Origin of the sequence: Methylobacterium sp. 190mf (genome assembly GCF_900107945.1) — a bacterium.
Taxonomy (GTDB): domain Bacteria; phylum Pseudomonadota; class Alphaproteobacteria; order Rhizobiales; family Beijerinckiaceae; genus Methylobacterium.
Window position 1 is genome coordinate 1 of sequence record NZ_FNVI01000001.1, and the last position, 21,630, is coordinate 21,630.

Genomic DNA, 21,630 nt, shown 5'->3' on the forward strand with positions numbered 1-21,630 from the left:
ACTTTCTCGTCGATCAGCGTACGCAGGAACGTCTCGTACGGGTCGAGCTTGGAGCGGCGGGCACGCCCCTGCGGCCGGGCGGCCACCGTCCCAGTCGCGGCGAGCGCCGCCATCCAGCGGATTGCGGTTGCTTGGCCGACCCCGAAGCGGGCGGCCGCCTGACGGCGCGAGGTCGCCGCAGCCGCGGTCACCACCCGCTCGCGCAGGTCCAAGCTGTAGGGGCGGCCCATGCTTCACTCCGGCTGTCGACCGGCCGAGTGAATCAGTCTCCCAGCGCCGCGTGAACCCCACCAAGCCGACTCAGCCCAAACCGAAAACGCTCTAGGCTAGATTTAATATTCGATGCTATCTGCTTAAGAGGATATTCTTTTAGTTCGATATAATAGCTTGTCGGCAGTGACTAGTAGCTTGCGCCTAAATTTTCGACAAACCGGTACCTTCTGTTTGCATATCAAGGTTTCGCAAGCAGAAGCGTTTGACGCTGGCCAGGATGTCATCGGCGACTTCAGCCACCGGAATGGCTTGGGATCTACGTTGGTGGCCGCGATGAAGGCGCGGATATCGCGCTCAAGCGTAAGTCCGTATGTCCGCGGCTTTGGGGGTGGCTCGCCCTACACTGTGCCTTCGAGGGTTGCTCAGATGGGCCGGGCCGATCCTCACCGCAGGAGGGCGAGCCGTAGTGCAGTGTAGCGAGGTTTCCGTCGGGATCGATGTCGCAAAGATGCGCGACGCGATCGCGGTCGCCGACGGCGAGCGCGGAGGTGAGGTGCGCTATCTCGGCGAGATCGACGCCGCGCCCGAGAGAATGCGCCGTCTGGTCAAGCGCTTGGCGGCCGAACATGCGCGCCTGCACATCATCCCATTCTCCTGGCGATCGAGCCTGATGGCTTCACCTCCCGCCGAGGCTGAGGCGCGCTACTTTGCTCGGGCCGAGGTACAAGCCTTGGCCGCTTGACCGAAACCGAATGGCCTCCGGGAAACCCGGGGCGGTTCAGGTCGCGTCGATCCAGAGGTAGGGCCACTCGCCCTCGATGGGCCGGGCGAGGAACGCGCCCACGCGCTTGTCAATCTCCTGGCAGAGCCGGCTGACCTGGCTCTTCGACACGCCTGTGCCGCCCATCGCTTGGACGAGGTCATCAACCGAGCGGATCGAGATGCCCTGGATGTAGGCCTCCTGGATCACAGCCGTGAGCGCCTTTTCAGCCATCCGGCGCGGTTCCAAGAAAGCCGGGAAGTACGAGCCCTTACGCAGCTTCGGAATGCGCAGCTGGATCGTGCCGGCCCGCGTCTGCCAATCCTGGGCACGGTAGCCGTTGCGCTGGATCAGCCGCTCGGCGCTCCTCTCGCTGTGGGCCGCGCCGGTCAGGCCACCGACCTCCAGCTCCATTAGCCGCTCGGCCGCAAAGCCGATCATATCGCGCAGCAGATCGGCATCGGCGCTCTTCTCCATCAGCCCGCGCAGGGCCATCATCTCGTCGGCCATCGGGGTCTCTCGGGTTCGAGGTTGGTGCCAGCAACCCGACCCTACCCGGCAACCGCCGATGACCACCCCGCGAGAGATCCCGCCTGCTACAGCGCTGGGAAGGGCGCGCAGGCGGGCTCTCCCGCTACCGGCGAGCTACACCACCTCCAGGGACACGACCAAGGCTTTTATCGACAGTCAGAATATATATATTTTGTGAACCCGATCTGAAGTAAACTAGAGATAAGCGCGTCGACAAACTGCGCCATGCGTCGCGCCACACCGATCCAAAGCAACTGCCGGTCAGGGTCAACGCGGCTCGACGCTCATGTCCGAGATCCGCAACGTGTACGCAGCCTCCTGCGCCTACGGGTCCCAGAAGATCTCACCGTAGCTCGCCCGCGAGGGGATCGTAGTGGTCCGTTCTGCGCACCTACGAAAGCTTTGCGGCAAGTCAAGTAGAATAGCTATAACATGGGTGTGCGACACACATTAGACCATTGCCGACTATGGCTTGTTGGATGATACCGCACCATCCTTCAGAAGATTGATATTGGTAGCGCTTCAGATCGCGGCGCCCCCTTAGGAGGCTTCCGCTGCTAGCGTTGCTCTGAAGTCTTCTAGCGCATATAAGGGCGTAGCACATAAGGGCTTTGTTGGCACATAATCTCGGTATGTTCGAATTGCAAAGGTGGGTTAAATTACAAGCTATGATGAGAAACAAGGTTATTGCCCTGGACAACCGATCTGTGGAGTGAAATGAAGCATGTCATCAATATCGAAGAATCAATGTTAACGTGTTTGCATCTTATAAAGACACGCCCATCACCTCAAGATGTATTCGGGATGAATTTTTCCCGGCGTTAAATCTAATATTCCATTGTCTCACCTTACTGCATGAAATTTATGCACCAAAATGATTAGATTTGCTGGGCGCATGATCAAATTAGGGAGATCTCTTTGAAAGTTTTTATCCACCTGGCTCGCAATAAAGATGCGGATGCCTGGCATCAGTCTTGGCTAGCTGGCACATTAGTCGGGATCAATGATCCGACGCCATATGGATATGGCCGCGCGGAAAAGATGGGCTGTGAACTCCTCTATTCAAAGTCGCACCCCGAATCCGTAATGTTAAAAACATTGCGCCTTGCCGTACGCGTTGTCCTGGGATTCGATTTAGTTCACGCATATCGCCAAAGGCGTGAAATACTTGCATCAGATGTGGTTTGGACACATACCGAATCACAATACTTAGGCGTCGCCGCGTTATTGCTAAGTCGACGCAAGCCAAAAATCATTGGCCAAAGCGTCTGGCTATTTGACAAATGGCCCCAACTTTCGTTCGCGCACAAATTTTTATATAAATTTTTGATCGACAGGGTGGATGTACTCACAGTACACTCTAAACTGAATTACGAAATAGCAGCAAAAATCTTTCCTAAAAAAAACATAGTCATCGTTCCTTTTGGGATTCCTACTGAAACCATGCTAGCTCCTAAGCAATCGTTGGCGGACAGATTCATTATTGTTTCTCCAGGAAGCGACAGACATAGAGACTGGCCCACTCTAATTGCTGCGTGCTGTCAACTTCCGAACGTTGAGCTTGTAATCCTCTCGCGCACAGCGCCAAAGTGGCTCGCTTTCCGAAAGAAAAATGTCAAAATTACTGTTGCTAAAACCAACGATGAACTTAAATCATATATGGGTCGAGCCCATTTAGTATCTGTCCCACTGAGAAAAAATCACCATGCGAGCGGAATTACTGTGATACAGGAGGCGATTTTATTTGGTCTTCCGGTTGTAGCTACAGATACTGGTGGGCTTAGGGAATATTTTGACTCCAATCATGTTTGCTATGTTGGCGTTGGAAGCAAAAAGGACCTTTTGTTGGCGATCCAGAAAGTCTTAGCGAATCCGAAAGGTGCGGCAGAAATGGTATTGCGAGCTCAAGCTCATATTGTTAAATCCGGCATGGGGGCGGAAGCTTTCATTCGAGCTCATGTGCAGATAAGCGGCGAATTGATAGAAAGTGAACGGTCTGTGGGAACTTGAGATTTACAAATCAGCGTTCGATCTCGCTATTGTGTATACTATGAACGTTTGACCATAGCTGCGTGAAATCCTGATCGATTCTGCCTCAAGCTTTGATGTCGCGATTTCTTACATGAGAAGCGCGTAAAATTCCGAGCAGCCACCTCGCATCTGCAACGTGGTGACTGCTATGGTGAGTCGAGATGCAGGCTTGTATGGTTTGATTCCTAGCATCGGTACCAGCGTTTAGCGTTAGATGGGTTGCATCATGAAAACAATAAGCATAATTATTATAAATCACAATTATGGAGAGTTTCTTGCAGAATCGATTCGAAGTTGCTTGAGTCAAAATCGCCCTCCGCACGAGATTATAGTGGTTGATGACGGCTCGACGGATTGCTCACGGGATATAATAGCAGGTTTCTCAAGCTTGCTACGACCAGTTTTTCATGACCAGCGTGGTCACGTTGAATCGGTAAATTCTGGATTTCAGATTTCTTCTGGACAAATCTGCATTTTCTTGGATGCGGATGATTTTCTACATTCGAATTGTCTGGAAATCGTCGATGAAAACTGGGAGGAGGGTCTATCTAAGCTGCAATACCGGTTAGACACCGTCGATCGACAGGGCGTCGATCAAAAGATGCCCTTCCCAAGCTTTTCACATAAGCTAACGCCTGATGAGGTTTTCAGGCAGTCTCTACTTTATGGGGTTTATCCGTGGACTGTTTCTTCAGGGAATGCCTATTCCCGAGAATTTCTTTTGGAACTTTTGCCAATAGATTCGGTGAAAGTCTATCGATCTCCGGATGGGTATCTGAATAAGCTCGCGCCGCTCTATGGCCGAGTGAAAAGCCTAGATGCGATTTTGGGGTCTTATAGGGTTCACGGACAGAATGCTTGGGCGCAGGACGCCAAAAGTGTCAAAGTCGAGCCCATCATCCGTTGGTTGAATTTTGACCTAGTGCTTCAGAGTCACTTTATGAAGGCTGCAGAAAACAGGCAGCTGCCTTTAGGTAAGCGGAGGGACATTAGGTCTCTACAACAATTAGAGTATAGGATGCTGGCAAGCAGGTTGGCTCCGGATCAGTCGCCTCATATTGGCGATAAGTCGTCAGTTCTCTTCTTTAAAGGAATCGTGTTTCTATTGGATGCGCCCAATGTAAATTACACTGGGCGCTTTGTTTGGCTAGCTTGGATTTTTACGATGGCCTTCATGCCATCTTCGGTCGTGAGACTGGTATTTCAAGCTGCCCGTGGTCAAATCGGTCGGTGGAGTATTTTTGATCGTATCATAAGAAAATCGCAGAAAATGAGAGATTAGTTTGCCCAACTTTGGGCTTTGATCGGACTTTAGTTTTTTAATCAGCGTGAGTTTGATAAAATGTAACGCCAATACAATTGAATACTTCTTCATTCAATCGTACTTGAAGATTTTGGAACTGTGGTCGAGCCACTCTTGCTGCCCGAGTCTGAGTGTCAGACCGCTGGTACGGAGGCCGGCTGCGATCGTAATCGTCTTCAAGTGGCCGATCCGTAGTTACCCAGGCTTGTGATGGCGGGTTTCAGGCGTCCACGGTTTTGAGGATGAACTGATGCGGCGGATGGCCCCCCACCAACAGGCATCTCGTATGCCTGACGGTTGAATCCGAACCGATCATAGGTGTCATCGATGACGACGATCAGCATGTTGGCGGTCGATCTGTCGAAGGGCAGCTTTCAGGTCTGCGCCGTAGGTCCGGACGGGACGTGTGTGGATGCCCCCTGTTTGGCAAGCACAATCTTTGAGGTTTCGGCGGGGTCTTCGATCGGACGTGTGTCGGCCTCATATTGTGGCCTTCGATGACGCCACGGGCCGGTATGCTGTTCGGAAGGCTGGGTTCACATCGGTTCAGAGAGCTGCATGCGCTCGAGCGCCGAGTCTGAATGTCCCTGCCTTGAACTTCGAAGTCCGTGTCGCCTACTCCTCGTCAATCGCTCGCCCGGCCTCGCGGCCACGACGTGCCTTCACCCGCTCGGGGCTCCGGTCACGCCATTCGGTAATCTTCCTGCTTCGTCGTCACGGCCCAGATCATCCGCGCCATCTTGTTGGCGAGCGCGACCGCCGCGACCATCTTCAGTCTGCGCGTGACGAGGGTCGCGAGCCAACGGTTCGCGCTCCCGCCCTTGCGAACTACCCAGCGGATCACACTCATGGCCCCGACGATGAGCAGCCGTCGGATATCGGTCTGCCCCATCTTGCTGACGGAGCCGAGCTTGGCCTTGCCGCCCGTGGATCGCTGCCGTGGCACGAGACCGAGCCAGGCGGCGAAGTTGCGTCCGCTGTCGAACGTGTCGAGATCCGGAGCGAAGGCGGCGACGGCTCCTGCGGTCACCAGCCCGATCCCCGGTATGGTGCATAAGCGTCGCAGATCGGCGTCCATCCGCGAGGCCGTCTCCAGTTCGTCGGCCAGCCGCTCGATCACCTGCGTCAGCCCCGCGATCTGGTCGAGATAGATAATCTCCATCGCTCGCACCGCGCCGGGCAGGCCGGCGACTTCGTCGGCCAGAGCCTCTTCCAGCACCTTCAGGTTTGCCGGCCCCTTCGGAGCGACGACACCGAATTCGGCCAGATGGCCGCGTAGCGCGTTGATCAGCTGCGTGCGCTGACGAACCAGACACTGATGCGTCCGAAACGCCACCGCACGGCCCTGTGTCTCGGCGCTCTTCACCGCCACGAAGCGCATCCTCGGGCGCGCGGCCGCCTCGGCGATCGCCTCCACGTCTGCACGATCGTTCTTCTGACGCTTGACGAACGGCTTCACGTAGACCGCCGGAACCAGCCGGACCTCGTGACCGCTAGCCTGGGCCACGCGACCCAGTGATGCGACGTCGCACAAGCCTCCATTGCCACGATGCAGGCCGGTTGATCGGCAAGCAGTGCGGCAAATCGTGAGCGCGACAGCGCGCGGTTGTAGAGAACGGTCCCGTCCGGATCTACGGCGCAGACCTGAAAGCTGCCCTTCGACAGATCGACTGTCAACATGCTGATCGTCGTCATCGATGACACCTATGATCGGTTCGGATTCAACCGTCAGGCATACGAAATGCCTGTTGGTGGGGGGCATCCACCGCATCAGTTCAATCTCGCCGGGCGGATCAGCCTGGGTCAGCGCCACCACGCGCGCCGCAACCTCCGGGCCGAGCGGCGGGATGCGGGCTGGCCGTGTCTTTTCGCGAAGGAGCCCAGCGAGGCCCTCTCGCGCGAAGCGCTCCTGCCAGCGCCAGACCGCGGTCTTGGACACGCCCCCCTCACGCATGATCGCGTGCGTCCCGAGCCCATCGGCGCTCAGCAGCACGATGCGAGCGCGCCAGACATGCTTCTGCGGCGTATTCCGGTCAGCCACGAGGGCGTCCAGTCGAAGGCGATCCGAAGCAGAAAGCGAGAAGGAGATGCCGCTGCGCATCCCGCCAGACTCGCAGGACACAGCCCAAACCGAAACCCGGGACGGACTCAACCGTCAGGTTTTGACCACTAGCGCGGGTCCCGATCAGCTTGAAGCACAAGCATCATCCTCGTAGCCGGCCGCAGTGAAGTAGTTGCGGCACTCCTCGGGCGAGAAGCGCGTGAAGGCTTTGTGGATGGCCACCCAGAGATCGCTGACCGTGCGGGCCGCCGCGCTGCGCAGGAGCGCTTTCAGTTTTGCGAAGGCCAGTTCAATCGGGTTGAACTCAGGCGAGTACGGTGGGAGGTACAGGAGCCGGGCTCCGGCTGCCTCGATCGCCTCGCGTACGCCCGCCACCTTGTGAGCGCCGAGGTTTGTCCAGGACGAGCGTGTCGCCCGGCCTTAAGGTCGGGACCAGTGTCTCTGCCACGTAAGCGCGGAAACGCTCGCCCGTCACAGGCCCGTCCAGCAGCGCAACCGCCTCGGGCCCGCTCGTCCTCAGCCCGGCAATGACCGTGGTGGTTTTCCAGTGGCCCGCTGGCGCCGTGATCCGGCAGCGTGCGCCGCGTGGTGCCCAGCCGTATCGGCGGACCATGCTGGTGGTTGCTGCCGTCTCGTCCACGAACACGAGGCGCTCCGGATCGAGCTCGGGCTGGGCCTCGAACCACGCCCCACGCGCCGCTCTTACGTCTTCTCGCTACTGCTCAGCTGCGTGCAGCGCCCTCTTTTGCGCATGATCCGGTGCCGGGCGAAGAAGCGCGACAGAGAGCTGGTGGTGACCGCGACCCCGTGCGCCTGCAGAGCCTCGCGCAGGAGGATCTGCGGGCGAGCCTCATAGGTCTGCCAGATGAGCTCGGCATGAGCCTCGATGTGGCGGGAGCGCTGGTCGCCGCCCAGCGGCTTGGGCGCGACGTGGCCCTCGCGCCGCTTCTGCTGCGACCAGCGGCTGGCGCTGGCCCGGCTCACCCCGAAGCGCTCGGCGGCCTGCCGGCAAGTCGCCCCGGCTGAGACAGCGGATGCCACGCGCTGGCGAAGATCGACGGACAGGGTTGTCGGCATGGGCTCCTCCTTGCCCCTTCAACTCCCTGCCACCCAGCACACCTTCCGATCGGACGAGCTCCGCTCTAGCGCAAATTATCGATTGTGCCATCGCTGGCTGAAGATTTAGCTCGCCAAGCCGGGCAAATGTAGGAATTGCTTTCTAAACCTACATCATCTAACGCATCCGGTTCCGTGCAGGAAAGGACTTTTTCCAGTTTAGAAACTGTGCGATTGTGCCGAAGAGCGGAGGATATATGAAAATTGCGATGATTGGGGCCGGATATGTCGGCCTGGTCTCCGGCGCCTGCCTGGCCGATTTCGGCCACACGGTCGTGTGCATCGACCGGGACCCCGACAAGATCGCCAGCCTCAACGCCGGCCGCATGCCGATCTACGAGCCGGGCCTCGACGTCCTGGTTGCCGAGAACGTCCGCCAGGGCCGGCTCGCCTTCCGCGCGACCATGCGGGAGGCCGTGGCCGAGGCCGACGCGGTGTTCATCGCGGTGGGCACGCCCTCCCGCCGCGGCGACGGCTTCGCCGACCTGAGCTTCGTGTTCGACGCCGCCCGGGAGATCGCCGGGGCGCTGTCCGGCTTCACCGTGGTGGTGACCAAGTCGACCGTGCCGGTGGGCACTGGCGACGAGGTCGAGCGCATCATCCGCGAGACCAATCCCGGGGCGCAGTTCGCGGTCGCGTCGAACCCCGAGTTCCTGCGCGAGGGCGCCGCCATCGCCGACTTCAAGCGCCCCGACCGCATCGTCGTCGGCGCCGAGGAGGCCAGCGCCGAGGCGGTGATGCGCGAGGTCTACCGGCCGCTCTACCTCAACCAGGCGCCGATCATGGTCACGTCGCGGCGCACGGCCGAGCTGACCAAGTACGCGGCGAACGCGTTCCTGGCGGCGAAGATCACGTTCATCAACGAGGTCGCGGACCTGTGCGAGGCGGTGGGCGCCGACGTGCAGGCGGTGGCGCGGGGCATCGGCCTGGACAACCGGATCGGGTCGAAGTTCCTGCATGCCGGGCCGGGCTACGGCGGCTCGTGCTTCCCCAAGGACACGCTGGCGCTGGTCAAGACCGCGCAGGACGCCGGCACGCCGCTGCGGCTGGTCGAGACGGTGGTGGCGGTCAACGACCAGCGCAAGCGCGCGATGGCGCGCAAAGTGATCAAGGCCTGCGGCGGGTCGGTGCGGGGCAGGACGGTGGCGCTGCTCGGCCTGACCTTCAAGCCGAACACCGACGACATGCGCGACGCGCCCTCGCTGGCGATCGTGGCGGGCCTGCAGGACGCCGGCGCCGTGGTCCGCGCCTACGATCCCGAGGGCATGGAGCAGGCGCGGGCGCTGATGCCGGCTGTGGATTACGCCGAGAACGCCTACGCCTGCGCCGAGGGCGCCGACGCGGTGGTGATCGTGACCGAGTGGAACGCGTTCCGGGCCCTCGACCTCGACCGGTTGCGCCAGGCCATGTCGTCCGGCGAGGCGGCCCCCGTGCTGATCGACCTACGCAACATCTACGACCCGGTGAGCGCAGCCCGCCACGGTTTCAACTATTGCGGGGTCGGACGAAGAAAGCTGAATTCTATCCCTGTTAATTTGCCAAGGGAAAGATATAAATAACTCACTTCAGTATCAGGAATTACGGGCGGATATAGGATTTTAATTCTAGCATTCAAAAATATTATTTCTAAAATTTGATAGCGTGTATGTGAATTTAAACAAGATATCACTTCGGCAAAATTTAATATCACGACAATGGAGATATATAGATGTCGTCAATCCTCGTGACCGGTGCTGCTGGTTTTATCGGGTACCATCTCTGTCTAAATCTGACAAAAATTGGACACGAAGTCATCGCGATCGACTCATTCACTGATTACTATGAGGCTGGTCTGAAAGAAGCGCGATCACAGCAACTCAAACAGTTGGCAGGCCTGACAGTTCGACACCTCGACGTTGCGGACCAGGAAGCACTGAAAATGCTCGTGAATGAAAGTGGCGTTGAGCGAGTTGTTCATCTCGCAGCCCAAGCAGGAGTTCGTTACTCGATTCAGCAACCTTTTGCCTACCAGCACGCCAATCTCCTCGGTCATCTTTCGATTCTTGAAGCATGCCGTCACGCTCCGAATATAAAACATCTAGTTTACGCATCTTCTTCCTCAGTTTATGGCAATCGTACCGTTTCTGACACTGCCTTCACAGAAACGGATCTAGTCGATAATCCCGTTTCTCTATATGCGGCGACGAAGCGATCTGGCGAACTCATGAGCAGCACCTACGCTCACCTCTACGGCTTGGCGCAGACTGGCCTACGATTCTTTACAGTCTACGGACCTTGGGGGCGGCCTGACATGGCCTATTTTTCGTTTACGCGCCGAATCTTGCGCGGCGAGGAAATTGAGATTTATGGAAATGGGCAGATGAGTCGCGATTTCACTTACATAGACGATATCGTGACTGGTATTGTCGCAATTTTAGATAATCCTCCTCCTAATGGCGGTCATCGAATCCTTAATATTGGCGCAAATAAGCCACAAAGTCTTGCCGATTTTGTTGACGCGATCGAGAGTGCTTGCGGACGTACTGCTAGGCGAGTAATTCGGCCAATGCAATCGGGTGATGTTACAACGACTTGGGCCGATGTCTCGAGATTAGAGGCGTTGACTGGATACAGACCACAGACAAACTTAAAAGCCGGCATCGATACCTTCGTGGCTTGGTATCGCTCGCGCTACGATGAAGATGGAACAGTTCGTCGCGAGTTAGGTGAACCCCTCGCTTAAGTGTCTGTTCGGCGACATATTGAGTGATGTGAGGGGTTTATGAGTCAAGGCGGCCTGTATGGAGGCTGCCGATGTCGCCGACCGAGAACCGGGCCCGCTACGATTGAAGCGAGTTTCGGTATCCGAGCGATCTGACGGATGACGAGTGGGCGCTGATCAAGCCCCTGATCCCTCCAGCCAAGCGTGGCGGCGGCAAGCGCAGTGTCGACATGCGGGCGGTAGTGAACGGCCTGATGTATGTGGCTCCGCACTGGCTGCCCATGGCGGGCGATCCCAAAGGATGTGGCGGCGCGCTCGACGGTGCACGATTACTTTGACCTTTGGGACTTGTCAGCGGGCGTTGAGTACTGGTTCTCCGTCACTTCGTGTGGTGGGGTGGTCGGACCGGGACCCGGCGTGCCACCGGCGGATTCGGACCAGGATGATGGTCGCCCGAGTCCGCCCATGCCCAAGCGCCTGCTCCCGTTCATTCCGCCCTCGTTGCGGGTCGTCGCCGTCACGGCCAAGCCCGAGCACGTGATGGTGCTGGCGGTGCCGCGGTCGACAGAACCGTGCTGTCCCGCCTGCAGTAACCGGTCGCACAGCGTCCACGGCACCTACGAGCGGCACCTCGCCGACTTGCCCTGCCAGGGTCGCTCCGTCGGCCTGTGCGTGCGGCTGCGCCGTCTGCGCTGCCGCAACCCCGCCTGCCCCCGCCGGACCTTCAGCGAGACCCCGCCGGACGTCGCGGCACCACACGCACGACGCTCGCGGCGCCTTCATGACCTGCAGCGCCACCTCGGTCTCGCCCTCGGCGGAGCCCCGGCCGCGCGGCTCGCCCATCGTCTAGCCATCCCGGCCAGCCCATCCACCGTCCTGCGCATCGTCCGGGCCGGGCCAGCCCCAGTCGCGCGACCGCCGCGCGTGATCGCTATCGACGAGTGGGCCTGGCGACGCGGGCAGCGCTACGGCACGGTGATCGTCGATGTGGAACGCCGGGTGATCGCCGATCTCCTGCCCGATCGCGAGACCGAAGCGGTCGCCGGATGGCTGCGGCGCCATCCTAGAGTTGAGATCGTCGCCCGCGACCGGGCCGAGGTCTACGGCGAGGCCGTCCGGCTGGGGGCGCCCGAGGCGATGCACGTCCTGGATCGCTGGCATCTGCTGCGCAACCTCGGCGAGGCGTTGCAGGAGGCGGTCGGCAGCGAGCACGCCGTGATCCGCTCTGTGGCGCGCACGCTCGGGGATGAGCGGGCCGCGGCGCACCGGACCGACCAGAACCATGCGCGTCCGGCCACAGCCGCGGAGAGGCGCCGGCTCGCCAGACACGCGCCGCGCCGGGCGCGTCACACCGAGGTCCTGCAGTTGCATGGGGCCGGCGCCTCCGTGTCCGGCATCGCGCGCCATCTCGACCTCGATCGCAAGACGGTGCGGTGCTGGCTGCGTCGGGACGAGCCGCCGAACTGGGCGAAGCCGGCGCGCCCGTGCATTATCGACCCTTACCGGGCCTATCTCGACCAGCGCTGGAGCGAGGGCTGCCGCAACGCGGCGGCCCTGGCCCGCGAACTCGATCGCCTTGGGGCTCGTATCAATCCACGAGTGGTGCGCGCTTGGGCGACGGCGCGGCGCCGGGCCGGCGGCGACACGCTCGATGTCGGCGGTCGGGGCCCGGCTCGCCCGTGGAAGCCGCCCGGAACGAGGCGGATCGCCCGGCTTCTGCAGAGCGACGCCGAGGGGATAGCCGGCGCGGACGGCGTGTTCATCGCACGCCTGAGGCGCACTGCACCGAAACTGGCCAACGCGGCCGACTTGGCAGTTCGCTTCGCGCGCATGCTGCGCGGTCAGTCCTCGGAGCCAGTCACAGATTGGCTGGCCGCGGCTCGCTCGAGCGTGCTGAAGCGGTTTGCCGCCGGCCTGCAACGTGAAGTGGCTGGGATCGAGAATGCCATCGCCCTGCCGTGGTCGACAGGGGCAGCGGAGGGCGAGATCAGCCGACTGAAGACGATCAAGCGACAGATGTATGGCCGCGCCGGCTTCGAACTCCTGCGTCAGCGCGTCCTCAACTCCGTCTGACCCACCACACGGAGTGATGGAGAACCAGACTTCGGCGCCCGTTGACACCGTCTGAGCCATGGCCCAGACTCGCACGCCTCACCACCTGCGTGAATCCTCTGTCCGCGTCACTGCACTAGGTGGACCAAAGTCTCCGTTCCTGAGCGTCGCTGATCGACTCAAATCACCTGACGACGGACATGGGCGAATAGCCCAACTCAGCGAGGGTCAACTCTGGAACCCAAGCAACTGCAACGGCGTAACTCCAAACGCCTCATGTTCAAAACAACATCTTTAGCGAGCAGCACGGCTACCCGCCGCAATCGATTTATTACTTTGATCAACCAATTCTACGTTGAGGACGTCGCCAGGCTGCATTGCATCCGCGCCTTCAACATCTTGCGTCTTAGACAGTGGTCCATCGCGCGAGGTAAGAGAATATCTGAGCGAGAACTTCCCACCCGCCTCAATCACAGCGGTACGAAGTAAATCGCTCGAATGTGCAATCAAAGTTGCGCTAGTCCGCAATCTCTCATTGATTTGCGCTAGTTTGTTCCGGATTTCATTACTATCTCGCAAGACTTCGTCGCGATGCTTTGCATCTAAATCAATCAAATCTCGAGAGTTTTTAGATAAGCTCTCCTTCGCTCGGATTATTCCAAGTTGGACATCGAGCAAATTGTTTTGATATGCCGCGACATTCTGCTCGGCCGCCAACTGGCGAGTTGATATGCTTAGGCCTCTACTAATCATGGCAGAAACCTGAGCTAAATCATTTTTAGACAGCTCAAGTTGACGTTCAACGGTCGCGCCTTTACTACTCAGCGTCGAAATTTCCTTTTTTAAAGTTTCCTGCTCATCGAGTATTGCCTGACGTTGTGCCTTGAATGTTGACCTTTGGCTGGCCAAAGTAGCCGTCTCTGTTCGGATAATTTCAGAGACACCAGGATCCGCGGACCTTGTCTTGATATAATCGGGCAAGATCAAAGTTTCGGATCCGGACGTATCAGCCTCCAGCCGCGCCAGTTTTATGCCTAAGTTTGTCTTCTCGGCTTCCAGCGCGCGGGTTTCGCCTTCCTGATTCAAAATATCCCTCTGGTAGCCTGATACTAGCGCGCTGGATTGCCTCGATATTCCGCCAGCAATACTGACGGCCTGCAGAACATTGAGACCAACGCGGAAGTCGTACTCTCCCGGTTTTTCCACCAAACCTAAAATGTAGAACGGACGGTACTTGGCAATCTGGATTGCAACTTTCGGAAGTTGAGTTAATCCGACCTCAGTTTTCATATTATTCGCCACAATTGTGGCGATTTCAGATGTGGTTTTTCCTCCTGCTTCGATGTCTCCGACCAACGGTAGAGAGAGTTTTCCCTCAGAGTTTACTGAGAACTCGCCTTCGAAAGAAGGCCAACTGTGAGCATCTCCAGATCCTGTTCTTATATCGTTAACACGAATCTCAACTTTATCCTGTGGTCCTAACCTATAAATTGAACCTCTGTCCGTCTGACTGAGCGCGGGCGAGCAAATAGATGCAATGACTAGAAATGCAATTGCCAATCTCGACTTATGATCCATGATGAACTCCGAGCGCCACAGCCTATTCACGTAAAAAGCATAGGTTTATGGCCCGATCTATTGGATTTGATTGGTTTGCGACACGAAATCATTTACCTCTAATCAGTTCCGAGGCTAAGATAGGCATCCTACCCTGAGAATCGACGCGTATATACTTGGATTGAGTTCCTCTGCCCATTACATGGAGGAATGACTTTTCGTTCCGGCCGCAGTGTCTATCACTGAGAGGCCCTTTGGGTCCACCTTGAAGGTTGCGTCGTTAGCGGGGATCGTCCGATCGGAAGCTGTGGTGGATGACAAAGGGGTGATGGGACAGCCGGTATAAAAGGCAGTAGAAGCGTCGGACGCATAGCCAAAGTGTCATGCGTTGACCAACGCTGGGCAGATCGACCGGACGGCGTTCATAGCGGCTGTGGACGGCAAAGCTGATCGTGCCGCAGGTCGCGCACCGACCGCGAGAACGCCGCGCCTGGGCGATGACGACGAGACTGGAGTCGGTCTGGATGGCGCGCTTTATGATGTAGCCCGACGGGGATGAGAAGAGGATCAACCGCTTCGTGAGTTAGTTCATGCCCTTTTAGTCACCGCGACCGTTCCCTGCATGGTGTGGGAGAGCCGCGAAGCCGAGGCAGAATCGGAGGATCAGGGTGTGTTAACCAATGGTTGTAGCGACGCTGAGCCGCTCATTCCGCCTCAGGTTCAGTGAGAGTCCGGGACGCTCGTTTGACCAGCTCGTTGAAGGCGCGGCCTGCGATCTTCCGGCGTGCGTAGGCTCGACGCTCGTACCGCTCGAGAGCTTCAAGCTGTTGGAAGAGTTCCAATGGAATTACGATAATAGGCAGATCATCCCGCTCTCTCTCCGGCATTTGGAGTATGGCTTCGGTTCGTAGCAGTGAGGACTTGAAAGCCTTCACGCGTTGGAGCTGGGACTGCGCCTCAGCTACAGCTCGAGCCGCCTGTAGAATCTTTGAATCACGGGCATGTTCGCCCGCGATTAGCGAAGCTAGTTGGTCGGTATCCGCTTCTGCCTCAGGAGCAAGATTTGCTGCTGAGAGGCCGTGCTTGCGCGCATTCTCCCTCGAACGTGCCTTGCCTCCCGCGGATCGTGGGCCCGTGCTAGCTTGAGCGTTGCGGCGATTGGCGCTAGTGGCGCGTTCAGTAGTCATCGAAGCTTTGAAGGTTTAAAAGACAGCTCATCGGATCTGCGTGTGCCCGACATCGAGGATGTCTGAGGCTGCCGTGCGCAGTTGCTGAGCTAAGCTCGCCCGCTTGCGCTCGATCTCGCGCAACAGCGAATCACGGCGGTGATCGGCTAATAAGGCCAATCGGTCAACGCGTTCGATGGAGGGTAGATTTAGCAGGAAAGCGTGTGCCGTCACATCCTCAGCCGTCAGATCGCGCTCCTGGAGATATTTATCAACTTGATCTTGTGAACCCTTTTTGCCGCTGCTCCAGCCGGCCGCAAGTGTATCGACCGAAGGTCCTGTTATTCCGTCGAACTGCATAGGGTTTGCCAGCTGAAAGGCGGGCCGGATCAAATTCGCAGCAGCTTCCAGTCGGGCTTGCACCAGGATCTGCCCACGCCAGCGGCGCAGACGTTTAGCCTCCCAGATGAGGTCTATAATATCCTTCACCCAGATCGCTTCAATCACGTCTGTAGGCTTGACCTGCTGAACGATACTGTCTCGAAGGGCGTCGTATTGCTCTGCGCTCTCGCCTGGTAAAAGTGGTCGATCGTCGAACAAGAAATCGAGATGCGCTGGGATTGCGGGCCGAATATCGCCCGGAGGCGACGCATCTTGGCGAGTGAGGACCCTCTCCCGCCTTCTTGGAGGTGGTGGTGGGTTCGCCATCGGAGCTCCTGTTCTCGCGTCGCCTTTCTTAGCGGAACGCGTCCGGTTGGCGCAAAGTGGCTCTTTCGGCTCGGTCCACATTTCCGTTGATGGCGTTCTCGACCCGACCGTCGGGTCGACACGTCCCTCTGGAGCGAGCCTGCGATTAATTCGTCCACCCATCGAGCCCTCGCGAGGGACAACCATCCCATTAATCTTGCGCTTGAACGCGCCGGCTCGCGAGCCTGGCAGCGGTCGACTGCTGACGGCAGCTCCAAGGTGCCTAATTTTCTGCCGTTTCGCCTGCGCCGTACGGGCATGATCGTCTCGCGTCTTTTCGCGACCGCACGCTTCGTGCGCCGGCCCCATGTTCTCGAGCGCGTCAGCTCCGCCCAGTTCCAAGGCTCGGATGTGCTCGACGATCCAGCGTTCCCGCACACCATCGATGCGCCCACCACAGACGACGCAGGTTCCGCCGGTCCGCTCCCAGGCCTGAAGCCGGCGGCGTTCCGACAAGGATCGACGTGGTGTTGTGCCGACGTCCTCAAGAGCGACGTAAGGCATCGCCGCGCTCATCTTGGACAGAAGGGCGTCCGGCAAGTGCCTTAAGAGCCCGGTAAGACAGATCCTCCCAATCGCACAGGAGTTGCTCGTAGCGCTCGACCAGCGCCTTGAGTTCCGTGTCGTCCTCCAGCGCAACGAGCTTCACAGGGAGGCTTAGGGACGCCACGGTCAGACGTGCGGGATCCGCCACGCGCTTGCGCGGTCTTCTCTGGGGCATTGGGTGCCTCCTCGCTTTGCTCATGTGGTAAGAGGTTTATGGCGGGGGACTCGTGGTGAGATCTTTCCGCTGCCGGTTCAGTCTAGTGCTGGCATCAGGCTACTGGCCGCGCCTTGATGGGCTTCGTCAGTGAGGATGCGGGTTGAACGTGTCAGGTAAGACACTAACAGATCATTCTCGGCCGCGCCGGCGTTTTCCTCTCCACCCATTTCCTCGGGGTGATGACTGCCGCAGCGGGACTTTACTTGATCATGCTCAGTCGGCGCTTCGGCTCGTGTCAGAGCAGTCCGGCGCGCGGCCTTGGCGACCTGCCAGGCGGCGATGAGGCCGACCGACATGCTGACAGACCAATTGGCGCCGATGCGGATCTGATGAGCTTTCGCGGCCTCGACTGCTAGCCTCATGATCGCCGCCCGATCGTAGCGACCTGTTAGATTCACCAACTCGGTGCGACGGACTCGGAGGAGCCCCTGGATCAGCGAGCGAGCCGAGATGACGCCTCGAACTACGTAGTTGCGATCGCTGCGGATATCGCGAAGTGCAGCGTTCCAGGAGATGCAGCGCCTTCGGGACATGGTCGCAATCCATCTTTTTCCGATGGATATGATGCTAAACGACGCTTTTCGATGGATCAAGCCCTCCTCGTCGAGATTGGTGTTTTCCGACAGCTGAGGCATAGCGATCGCATGATCTCACCCGCTCAATGCCGGGCTGCTCGCGGCCTGCTTTCATGGACACAAGCCGATCTCGCTAAGGCGGCTTCCGTCGGGGTGGTAACGGTACGCCAGTTTGAGGGCGAGAATGGCGTTCCGCGATCGGCCACGCTCACGGTCCTACGCCAAGCGTTCGAAGCCGCCGGTGTCGAGTTCATCCCAGCAAACGGTGGCGGCCCAGGAGTTAGGCTGCGAGAGAGACGCGGCGCCTGATGGGACCATGCAGGGGCATCATCCTTCATGCGGGCTAACATCCACCGATGTGAGGGCTCCTCCTAGAAATCGCGTGAGAGCCTGGTTTTGAAGCTGATTGGTCCCTGCGCCGCGTTGTCTTTACATGTGTGTAAATTTATCCGCTTATAAAAAGTTATGTATATAATATTTACACAAAATATGCGCATTATATGCTTGATGTCGAAGTCAGCGTACGTAATCCGCTCAGTATTAAATTTTTCGATACATCTGATAAATCTGATTGGGCTAGAGCGAGTTTTGTATTTTAGATTATGATCAGTACATGTAAGTAAAATTCTTGCGGAGTGATTAGAAATATTCGGGATAATTAAGTGTTACCGAAGGTTCGTAAGCAAAATTCTGATCAATCGGGAGAGTCTCCGTCTTCGCCTCATCAGCGTAGCTCGACACCTTAGAACGGCGTACACGATTGCCCGGTTGAGAACTTCAGCGAACGCGTGGACAATTTCTTTCCGTGCACTGAAGGCAGGGTGCTACCGAAAAGGTTGGGCATTTTGGCAAAACGAACCCGTTTGCAGCGTAGGGCCAGCAGTGCCAGAGCCTCCGACAGTGGCTGATAAGCCACGCAGCAGCATCCGGCACTGGAGACCAGTCGGCGCGGGCTGAACATAGGCGAGGTGCTGAGGGCTATTGGCCGTATGCCATAGTCTCGGTCGAAAAATTCTCCGACGGGGACCTGAAGCAGCCTCCTACCCCACGCGGTCCGACCAAACTCTGAAGTATCGTCACTCAGTGAAGAGCGAGGCAAGTGCTGACCCATCAGGGCGACCGGAAGGCCGCATCGAGCGCGTCGGAGACACTTGAGAGCGTCGCTGCCCGCGCGGCGGCGTCGGAGCCGATATGCGGGTCGCGCTGCACGCACGGATTCGCGTAGGTGAACGGCGTGGCGTCCGGGCCCTCCACGAGGGCGCCGTCCGCCGCCTCGCTTATCGCGCAGGCGCGGACGGTCTGCGCGCCCCGGGCGACCACGGGCTGGGTCGGCCCGGCCGGGTTGTCGAAGACGTGCTGCGCTCCGGGAAAGACGGTCAGGTCGACATCGGCGCCGGCCGCCCTCAGGCGCTCCGCGTAGGCCGCGCAGGTGGCGGCGGGATTGTAGTCGTCGCCGCTGCCCCCGAACATCCGGATCGGCCGGTCCACGACGGCGGTGTCGTCCCGGAAGCGGATCGCGCAGTCCGGATAGACCGGCAGGTAGAGGGCGGGGGTGACGCCGGAGCGGTTCCAGGCCGCGTCGAAGCGCTTGAGGCTCGCGTAGAGCGCGGCCTGCCCGCCGCGCGAGAAGCCCATCACGGCGATCCGCGCCGGGTCGACCCGCGGATGCCGGGCCAGCACGCCCAGCGCCCGGTAGATGTCGAGGATGAGGTTCGTGCGCGCCAGGAGGCTCTGGTCGGTGTTGACGCTGGTCAGGCCGCGCCCGGTGAAGCCGTCGATCGCGAAGGTCGAGATCCCGCGCGCCGCCAGCGCCCGCTGCCAGAACTCGATGTTGCCGCCCAGGCCCCCGGAGCCGTGCATCAAGATCACGGTCGGCAGGCGCTCGGTCCCCGCCTTGGCGATGCGCAGGATCCCCGCGACCGTGACCGGCTTCGCTCCCTCGGACGTGCCGGTGAGGAACTGCCGGTCGGTCAGCGTCAGGCTCTCGAACGGGTGAACCTCCACGCGGGCGGCGTAGCTGCCGAGATCGGCGACGCCGTCCGCTGCGGGCCCGGCGGAGGCCGCCGGCGTGATGCCGGCCAGCAGACAGGCCGCCAGGAACAGGATCGATCGCCGCATCGGAACGCTCCGCCACCGGGCGGCAGCCTAGCAGCGGCGCGGGCGGCCTGTCGCCGCGGGAGGGACCGGAACCGGTTTCCTCTCGCTGCCCGATGTCAGGCCCCGGGGGCGAGGGCTACGCGGCCGCGCGGTCGGCCAGGTAGGCGCGCCAGCCGCCGAAGCGCGTGATGTCGGCCGCCCCGTCGAGGCCGGCTTGCTCGACCAGGAAGCCCTTGGGCGCCGTGCCGTCGGCGAGCCGCAGCGTGCCGATGCCGAGCGGTGCCGGGATGGCGGCGACGAAGCGTCCGAACGCGGCGGGCGGCAGGGCCCACACCTCGGTCTCGATGGGGGCGCCGTCCCCGGCCGCCACCCGGAGCAGCCCCGGGCGCTGCGGCGGGCCGCCCGGCAGGGCGTAGAGCCGATAGTCCCGGGCTGTCGGCACGGCGCGCAGGAAGCGCCCGCCGCAGCCGGCCAAGTCGCGGTTCAGCGGCAGTCCCGAGAGATGCGCCCCGACGACCGCCAGCTCGATCGCGTCCGGTCCGGCCGCAGCCAGCCCCGGCTCCACGGCCGGCACCGGCATCGTGCCCGCGCCGATCCGCGGCGCCGAGGCCGCGTGCAGGCGTGCCCCGAGGGCGGCGAGGAGCCCGTCCGAGCCGCGCGGCGCCAGCAGGGTGATCCCGGCGGGGAGGCCGTCGGCGCGGGGCCGGCCCGGCACCGCCAGGGCGCACCAGTCCAGCAGGTTGACGAAGTTGGTGTAGGTGCCGAGTTCGCTGTTCGGCCCGATCGGGTCGGCCGCGACCGCCGCGCAGGTCTGCGGGCGCGGGTAGGTCGGCACGGCGAGGACGTCGATCCGGTCCCAGACCGCGTCCGCGGCCCGGCGCAGCGCCGCGAGGCGGTAGAGGCCCGCGAAGGCGTCGGCCGCGCTGTGGCGCTCGGCGGAGGCGATGACCGCCCGCGTCGTCGGGTGGAGGATGTCGGGGCGCGTCTCCATCACCGGGCGGATCGCCGCGTAGCGCTCGGCGACCCACGGGCCGTCGTAGAGCAGGGCCGCGACGGCGAACATCGGCGCGAGATCGACCGGCGCCGCCGCCCCGGCGAGGGCTTCGAGATCGGCGACCGTCGCCGCGAAGGCCGCCTCCGAGAGCCCGTCGCCGCCGAAGCGGAGGCTCGCCGCGTCCGGGAGCCCGAGGCGCAGGCCCGGCGGGAGGCCGGCGGGGGTGGGCGGTACCGGCAGGGCCCGCGACCAGGGATCGGCGGCGTCCGGCCCCAGCATGACCCGGAAGGCCGCGTCGGCGTCGGCCACGGTGCCGGCGAAGACCGAGAGCGTGTCGAGGGTCCGGCAGGCCGGCAGCATCCCGCGGCTGGAGACCGCCCCCAGGGAGGGCTTCAGCCCGACGACGTTGTTGAGCGCCGCCGGCACCCGGCCCGAGCCCGCGGTGTCGGTGCCGAGGGCGAAGGCGACGATCCCGTGGGCCACCGCCACGGCCGAGCCGCTGCTGGACCCGCCGGGCACGTAGGCCGGGTCGATCGCGTTGCGCGGGGCCGGGTAGGGGGTGCGCAGGCCCACGAGCCCGGTGGCGAACTGGTCGAGATTGGTCTTGCCGATCAGGATCGCGCCGGCCGCGAGGAGACGCGCCACCGCGGGCGCGGTCTCGGCGGGGGTGTGGGTGAAGTCCGGGCAGGCGGCGGTGGTCGGCAGCCCGGCGACGTCGATGTTGTCCTTGACGGCGAAGGGCACGCCCCAGAGCGGCATCGCCGCGGGGTCGAAGGGCGGGAGCGCCGCCGCGGCTTCGCGAGCGTCCGCCTCCGGGACGAGCGCGAGGAAGATGCCGGGATCGTCCACCGCGGCGAGCCGCCGGTAGGCCTCGGCCACGACGGCGCGCGGGTCGAGGCCGTCGGCGTAGGCCGCGTGCAGGAGCGGGATGGTCGGGAAGGGGGGCACGGTCATTCCTCGCA

11 protein-coding genes and 8 pseudogenes are annotated in these 21,630 nt (G+C 60.6%); 7 read left to right on the top strand and 12 right to left on the bottom strand.

Going from position 1 to position 21,630, the window contains the following annotated elements; all coding sequences use genetic code 11:
* Positions 1-230 (bottom strand): annotated as a pseudogene (locus tag C4T42_RS00005) (IS630 family transposase); the annotation flags it as partial.
* 491 nt (positions 231-721) lie between these two features.
* Here C4T42_RS00005 and C4T42_RS00010 point away from each other — a divergent pair.
* Positions 722-853: pseudogene (locus tag C4T42_RS00010) on the top strand (IS110 family transposase); the annotation flags it as partial.
* A 141-nt stretch (positions 854-994) separates the two neighbouring features.
* Here C4T42_RS00010 and C4T42_RS00015 read toward each other — a convergent pair.
* A pseudogene (locus C4T42_RS00015) lies at positions 995-1,483 on the bottom strand (transposase); the annotation flags it as partial.
* A gap of 939 nt (positions 1,484-2,422) precedes the next feature.
* Between C4T42_RS00015 and C4T42_RS00020 the strand changes: the two are divergent.
* Both C4T42_RS00020 and C4T42_RS00025 read left to right on the top strand, forming a co-directional pair.
* Positions 2,423-3,514, top strand: coding sequence for a glycosyltransferase family 4 protein (locus C4T42_RS00020; RefSeq protein WP_244603144.1), 1,092 nt, complete (start codon positions 2,423-2,425; stop codon positions 3,512-3,514).
* Positions 3,515-3,761: 247 nt separating this feature from the next.
* Positions 3,762-4,817, top strand: coding sequence for a glycosyltransferase family 2 protein (locus C4T42_RS00025; protein WP_181049130.1), 1,056 nt, complete (start codon positions 3,762-3,764; stop codon positions 4,815-4,817).
* Between the two features lie 197 nt (positions 4,818-5,014).
* Here the strand turns inward: C4T42_RS00025 and C4T42_RS31800 are convergent, their stop codons facing one another.
* The 4 genes and pseudogenes from C4T42_RS31800 to C4T42_RS00040 form a co-directional block, all read right to left on the bottom strand.
* On the bottom strand, positions 5,015-5,182 hold the full coding sequence (locus tag C4T42_RS31800) for a hypothetical protein (protein WP_181049131.1): 168 nt from the start codon (positions 5,180-5,182) through the stop codon (positions 5,015-5,017).
* Between the two features lie 338 nt (positions 5,183-5,520).
* Positions 5,521-6,533, bottom strand: a pseudogene (locus C4T42_RS00030) (IS110 family transposase).
* A gap of 157 nt (positions 6,534-6,690) precedes the next feature.
* Positions 6,691-6,939: pseudogene (locus C4T42_RS32680) on the bottom strand (helix-turn-helix domain-containing protein); the annotation flags it as partial.
* Positions 6,940-7,023: 84 nt separating this feature from the next.
* A pseudogene (locus C4T42_RS00040) lies at positions 7,024-7,977 on the bottom strand (IS630 family transposase).
* Between the two features lie 236 nt (positions 7,978-8,213).
* On the opposite strand from C4T42_RS00040, the gene C4T42_RS00045 reads away from it, so the two are divergent.
* The 4 genes and pseudogenes from C4T42_RS00045 (at position 8,214) to C4T42_RS31335 (ending at position 12,790) form a co-directional block, all read left to right on the top strand.
* On the top strand, positions 8,214-9,575 hold the full coding sequence (locus C4T42_RS00045) for a UDP-glucose/GDP-mannose dehydrogenase family protein (RefSeq protein WP_103984530.1): 1,362 nt from the start codon (positions 8,214-8,216) through the stop codon (positions 9,573-9,575).
* A gap of 149 nt (positions 9,576-9,724) precedes the next feature.
* Positions 9,725-10,738 (top strand): SDR family NAD(P)-dependent oxidoreductase, encoded by a 1,014-nt coding sequence (locus tag C4T42_RS00050; RefSeq protein ID WP_103984531.1) that lies wholly within the window; start codon positions 9,725-9,727, stop codon positions 10,736-10,738.
* Between the two features lie 131 nt (positions 10,739-10,869).
* Positions 10,870-11,062, top strand: a pseudogene (locus C4T42_RS00055) (transposase); the annotation flags it as partial.
* A 120-nt stretch (positions 11,063-11,182) separates the two neighbouring features.
* Entirely contained in the window at positions 11,183-12,790 is a 1,608-nt protein-coding gene (locus tag C4T42_RS31335; RefSeq protein WP_107491586.1) for an ISL3 family transposase, read from the top strand.
* 273 nt (positions 12,791-13,063) lie between these two features.
* Here C4T42_RS31335 and C4T42_RS00070 read toward each other — a convergent pair whose 3' ends face one another.
* From C4T42_RS00070 to atzF, 6 genes and pseudogenes are all read right to left on the bottom strand, one after another.
* On the bottom strand, positions 13,064-14,347 hold the full coding sequence (locus tag C4T42_RS00070; protein ID WP_103984532.1) for a polysaccharide biosynthesis/export family protein: 1,284 nt from the start codon (positions 14,345-14,347) through the stop codon (positions 13,064-13,066).
* 328 nt (positions 14,348-14,675) lie between these two features.
* Positions 14,676-14,897: pseudogene (locus C4T42_RS00075) on the bottom strand (transposase family protein); the annotation flags it as partial.
* Between the two features lie 643 nt (positions 14,898-15,540).
* Complete coding sequence (locus C4T42_RS00085) at positions 15,541-16,743, bottom strand: HNH endonuclease (protein ID WP_181049132.1); 1,203 nt, start codon at positions 16,741-16,743, stop codon at positions 15,541-15,543.
* 294 nt (positions 16,744-17,037) lie between these two features.
* Positions 17,038-17,637, bottom strand: a complete 600-nt coding sequence (locus tag C4T42_RS31395; protein ID WP_146073976.1) for a hypothetical protein — start codon at positions 17,635-17,637, stop codon at positions 17,038-17,040.
* Between the two features lie 1,050 nt (positions 17,638-18,687).
* Positions 18,688-19,695 carry a dienelactone hydrolase family protein gene (locus tag C4T42_RS00100; protein ID WP_103984537.1) on the bottom strand — a complete coding sequence of 336 codons (1,008 nt, stop codon included), beginning with the start codon at positions 19,693-19,695 and terminating at the stop codon, positions 18,688-18,690.
* Between the two features lie 115 nt (positions 19,696-19,810).
* Positions 19,811-21,622: an allophanate hydrolase gene (gene atzF, locus C4T42_RS00105; protein WP_103984538.1), complete on the bottom strand. Its 1,812-nt coding sequence runs from the start codon at positions 21,620-21,622 to the stop codon at positions 19,811-19,813.
* Positions 21,623-21,630 lie beyond the last annotated feature (8 nt).

Excerpts from the sequence above, each read along its gene's own strand:
- C4T42_RS00045 (WP_103984530.1), top strand. The coding sequence starts at position 8,214 with ATGAAAATTGCGATGATTGGGGCCGGATATGTCGGCCTGGTCTCCGGC.
- C4T42_RS00085 (WP_181049132.1), bottom strand. The coding sequence starts at position 16,743 with ATGCCTTACGTCGCTCTTGAGGACGTCGGCACAACACCACGTCGATCC.
- C4T42_RS00070 (WP_103984532.1), bottom strand. The coding sequence starts at position 14,347 with ATGGATCATAAGTCGAGATTGGCAATTGCATTTCTAGTCATTGCATCT.
- C4T42_RS00025 (WP_181049130.1), top strand. The coding sequence starts at position 3,762 with ATGAAAACAATAAGCATAATTATTATAAATCACAATTATGGAGAGTTT.
- C4T42_RS31395 (WP_146073976.1), bottom strand. The coding sequence starts at position 17,637 with ATGCCTCAGCTGTCGGAAAACACCAATCTCGACGAGGAGGGCTTGATC.
- C4T42_RS31335 (WP_107491586.1), top strand. The coding sequence starts at position 11,183 with ATGCCCAAGCGCCTGCTCCCGTTCATTCCGCCCTCGTTGCGGGTCGTC.
- atzF (WP_103984538.1), bottom strand. The coding sequence starts at position 21,622 with ATGACCGTGCCCCCCTTCCCGACCATCCCGCTCCTGCACGCGGCCTAC.
- C4T42_RS00050 (WP_103984531.1), top strand. The coding sequence starts at position 9,725 with ATGTCGTCAATCCTCGTGACCGGTGCTGCTGGTTTTATCGGGTACCAT.
- C4T42_RS00100 (WP_103984537.1), bottom strand. The coding sequence starts at position 19,695 with ATGCGGCGATCGATCCTGTTCCTGGCGGCCTGTCTGCTGGCCGGCATC.
- C4T42_RS31800 (WP_181049131.1), bottom strand. The coding sequence starts at position 5,182 with ATGCTGATCGTCGTCATCGATGACACCTATGATCGGTTCGGATTCAAC.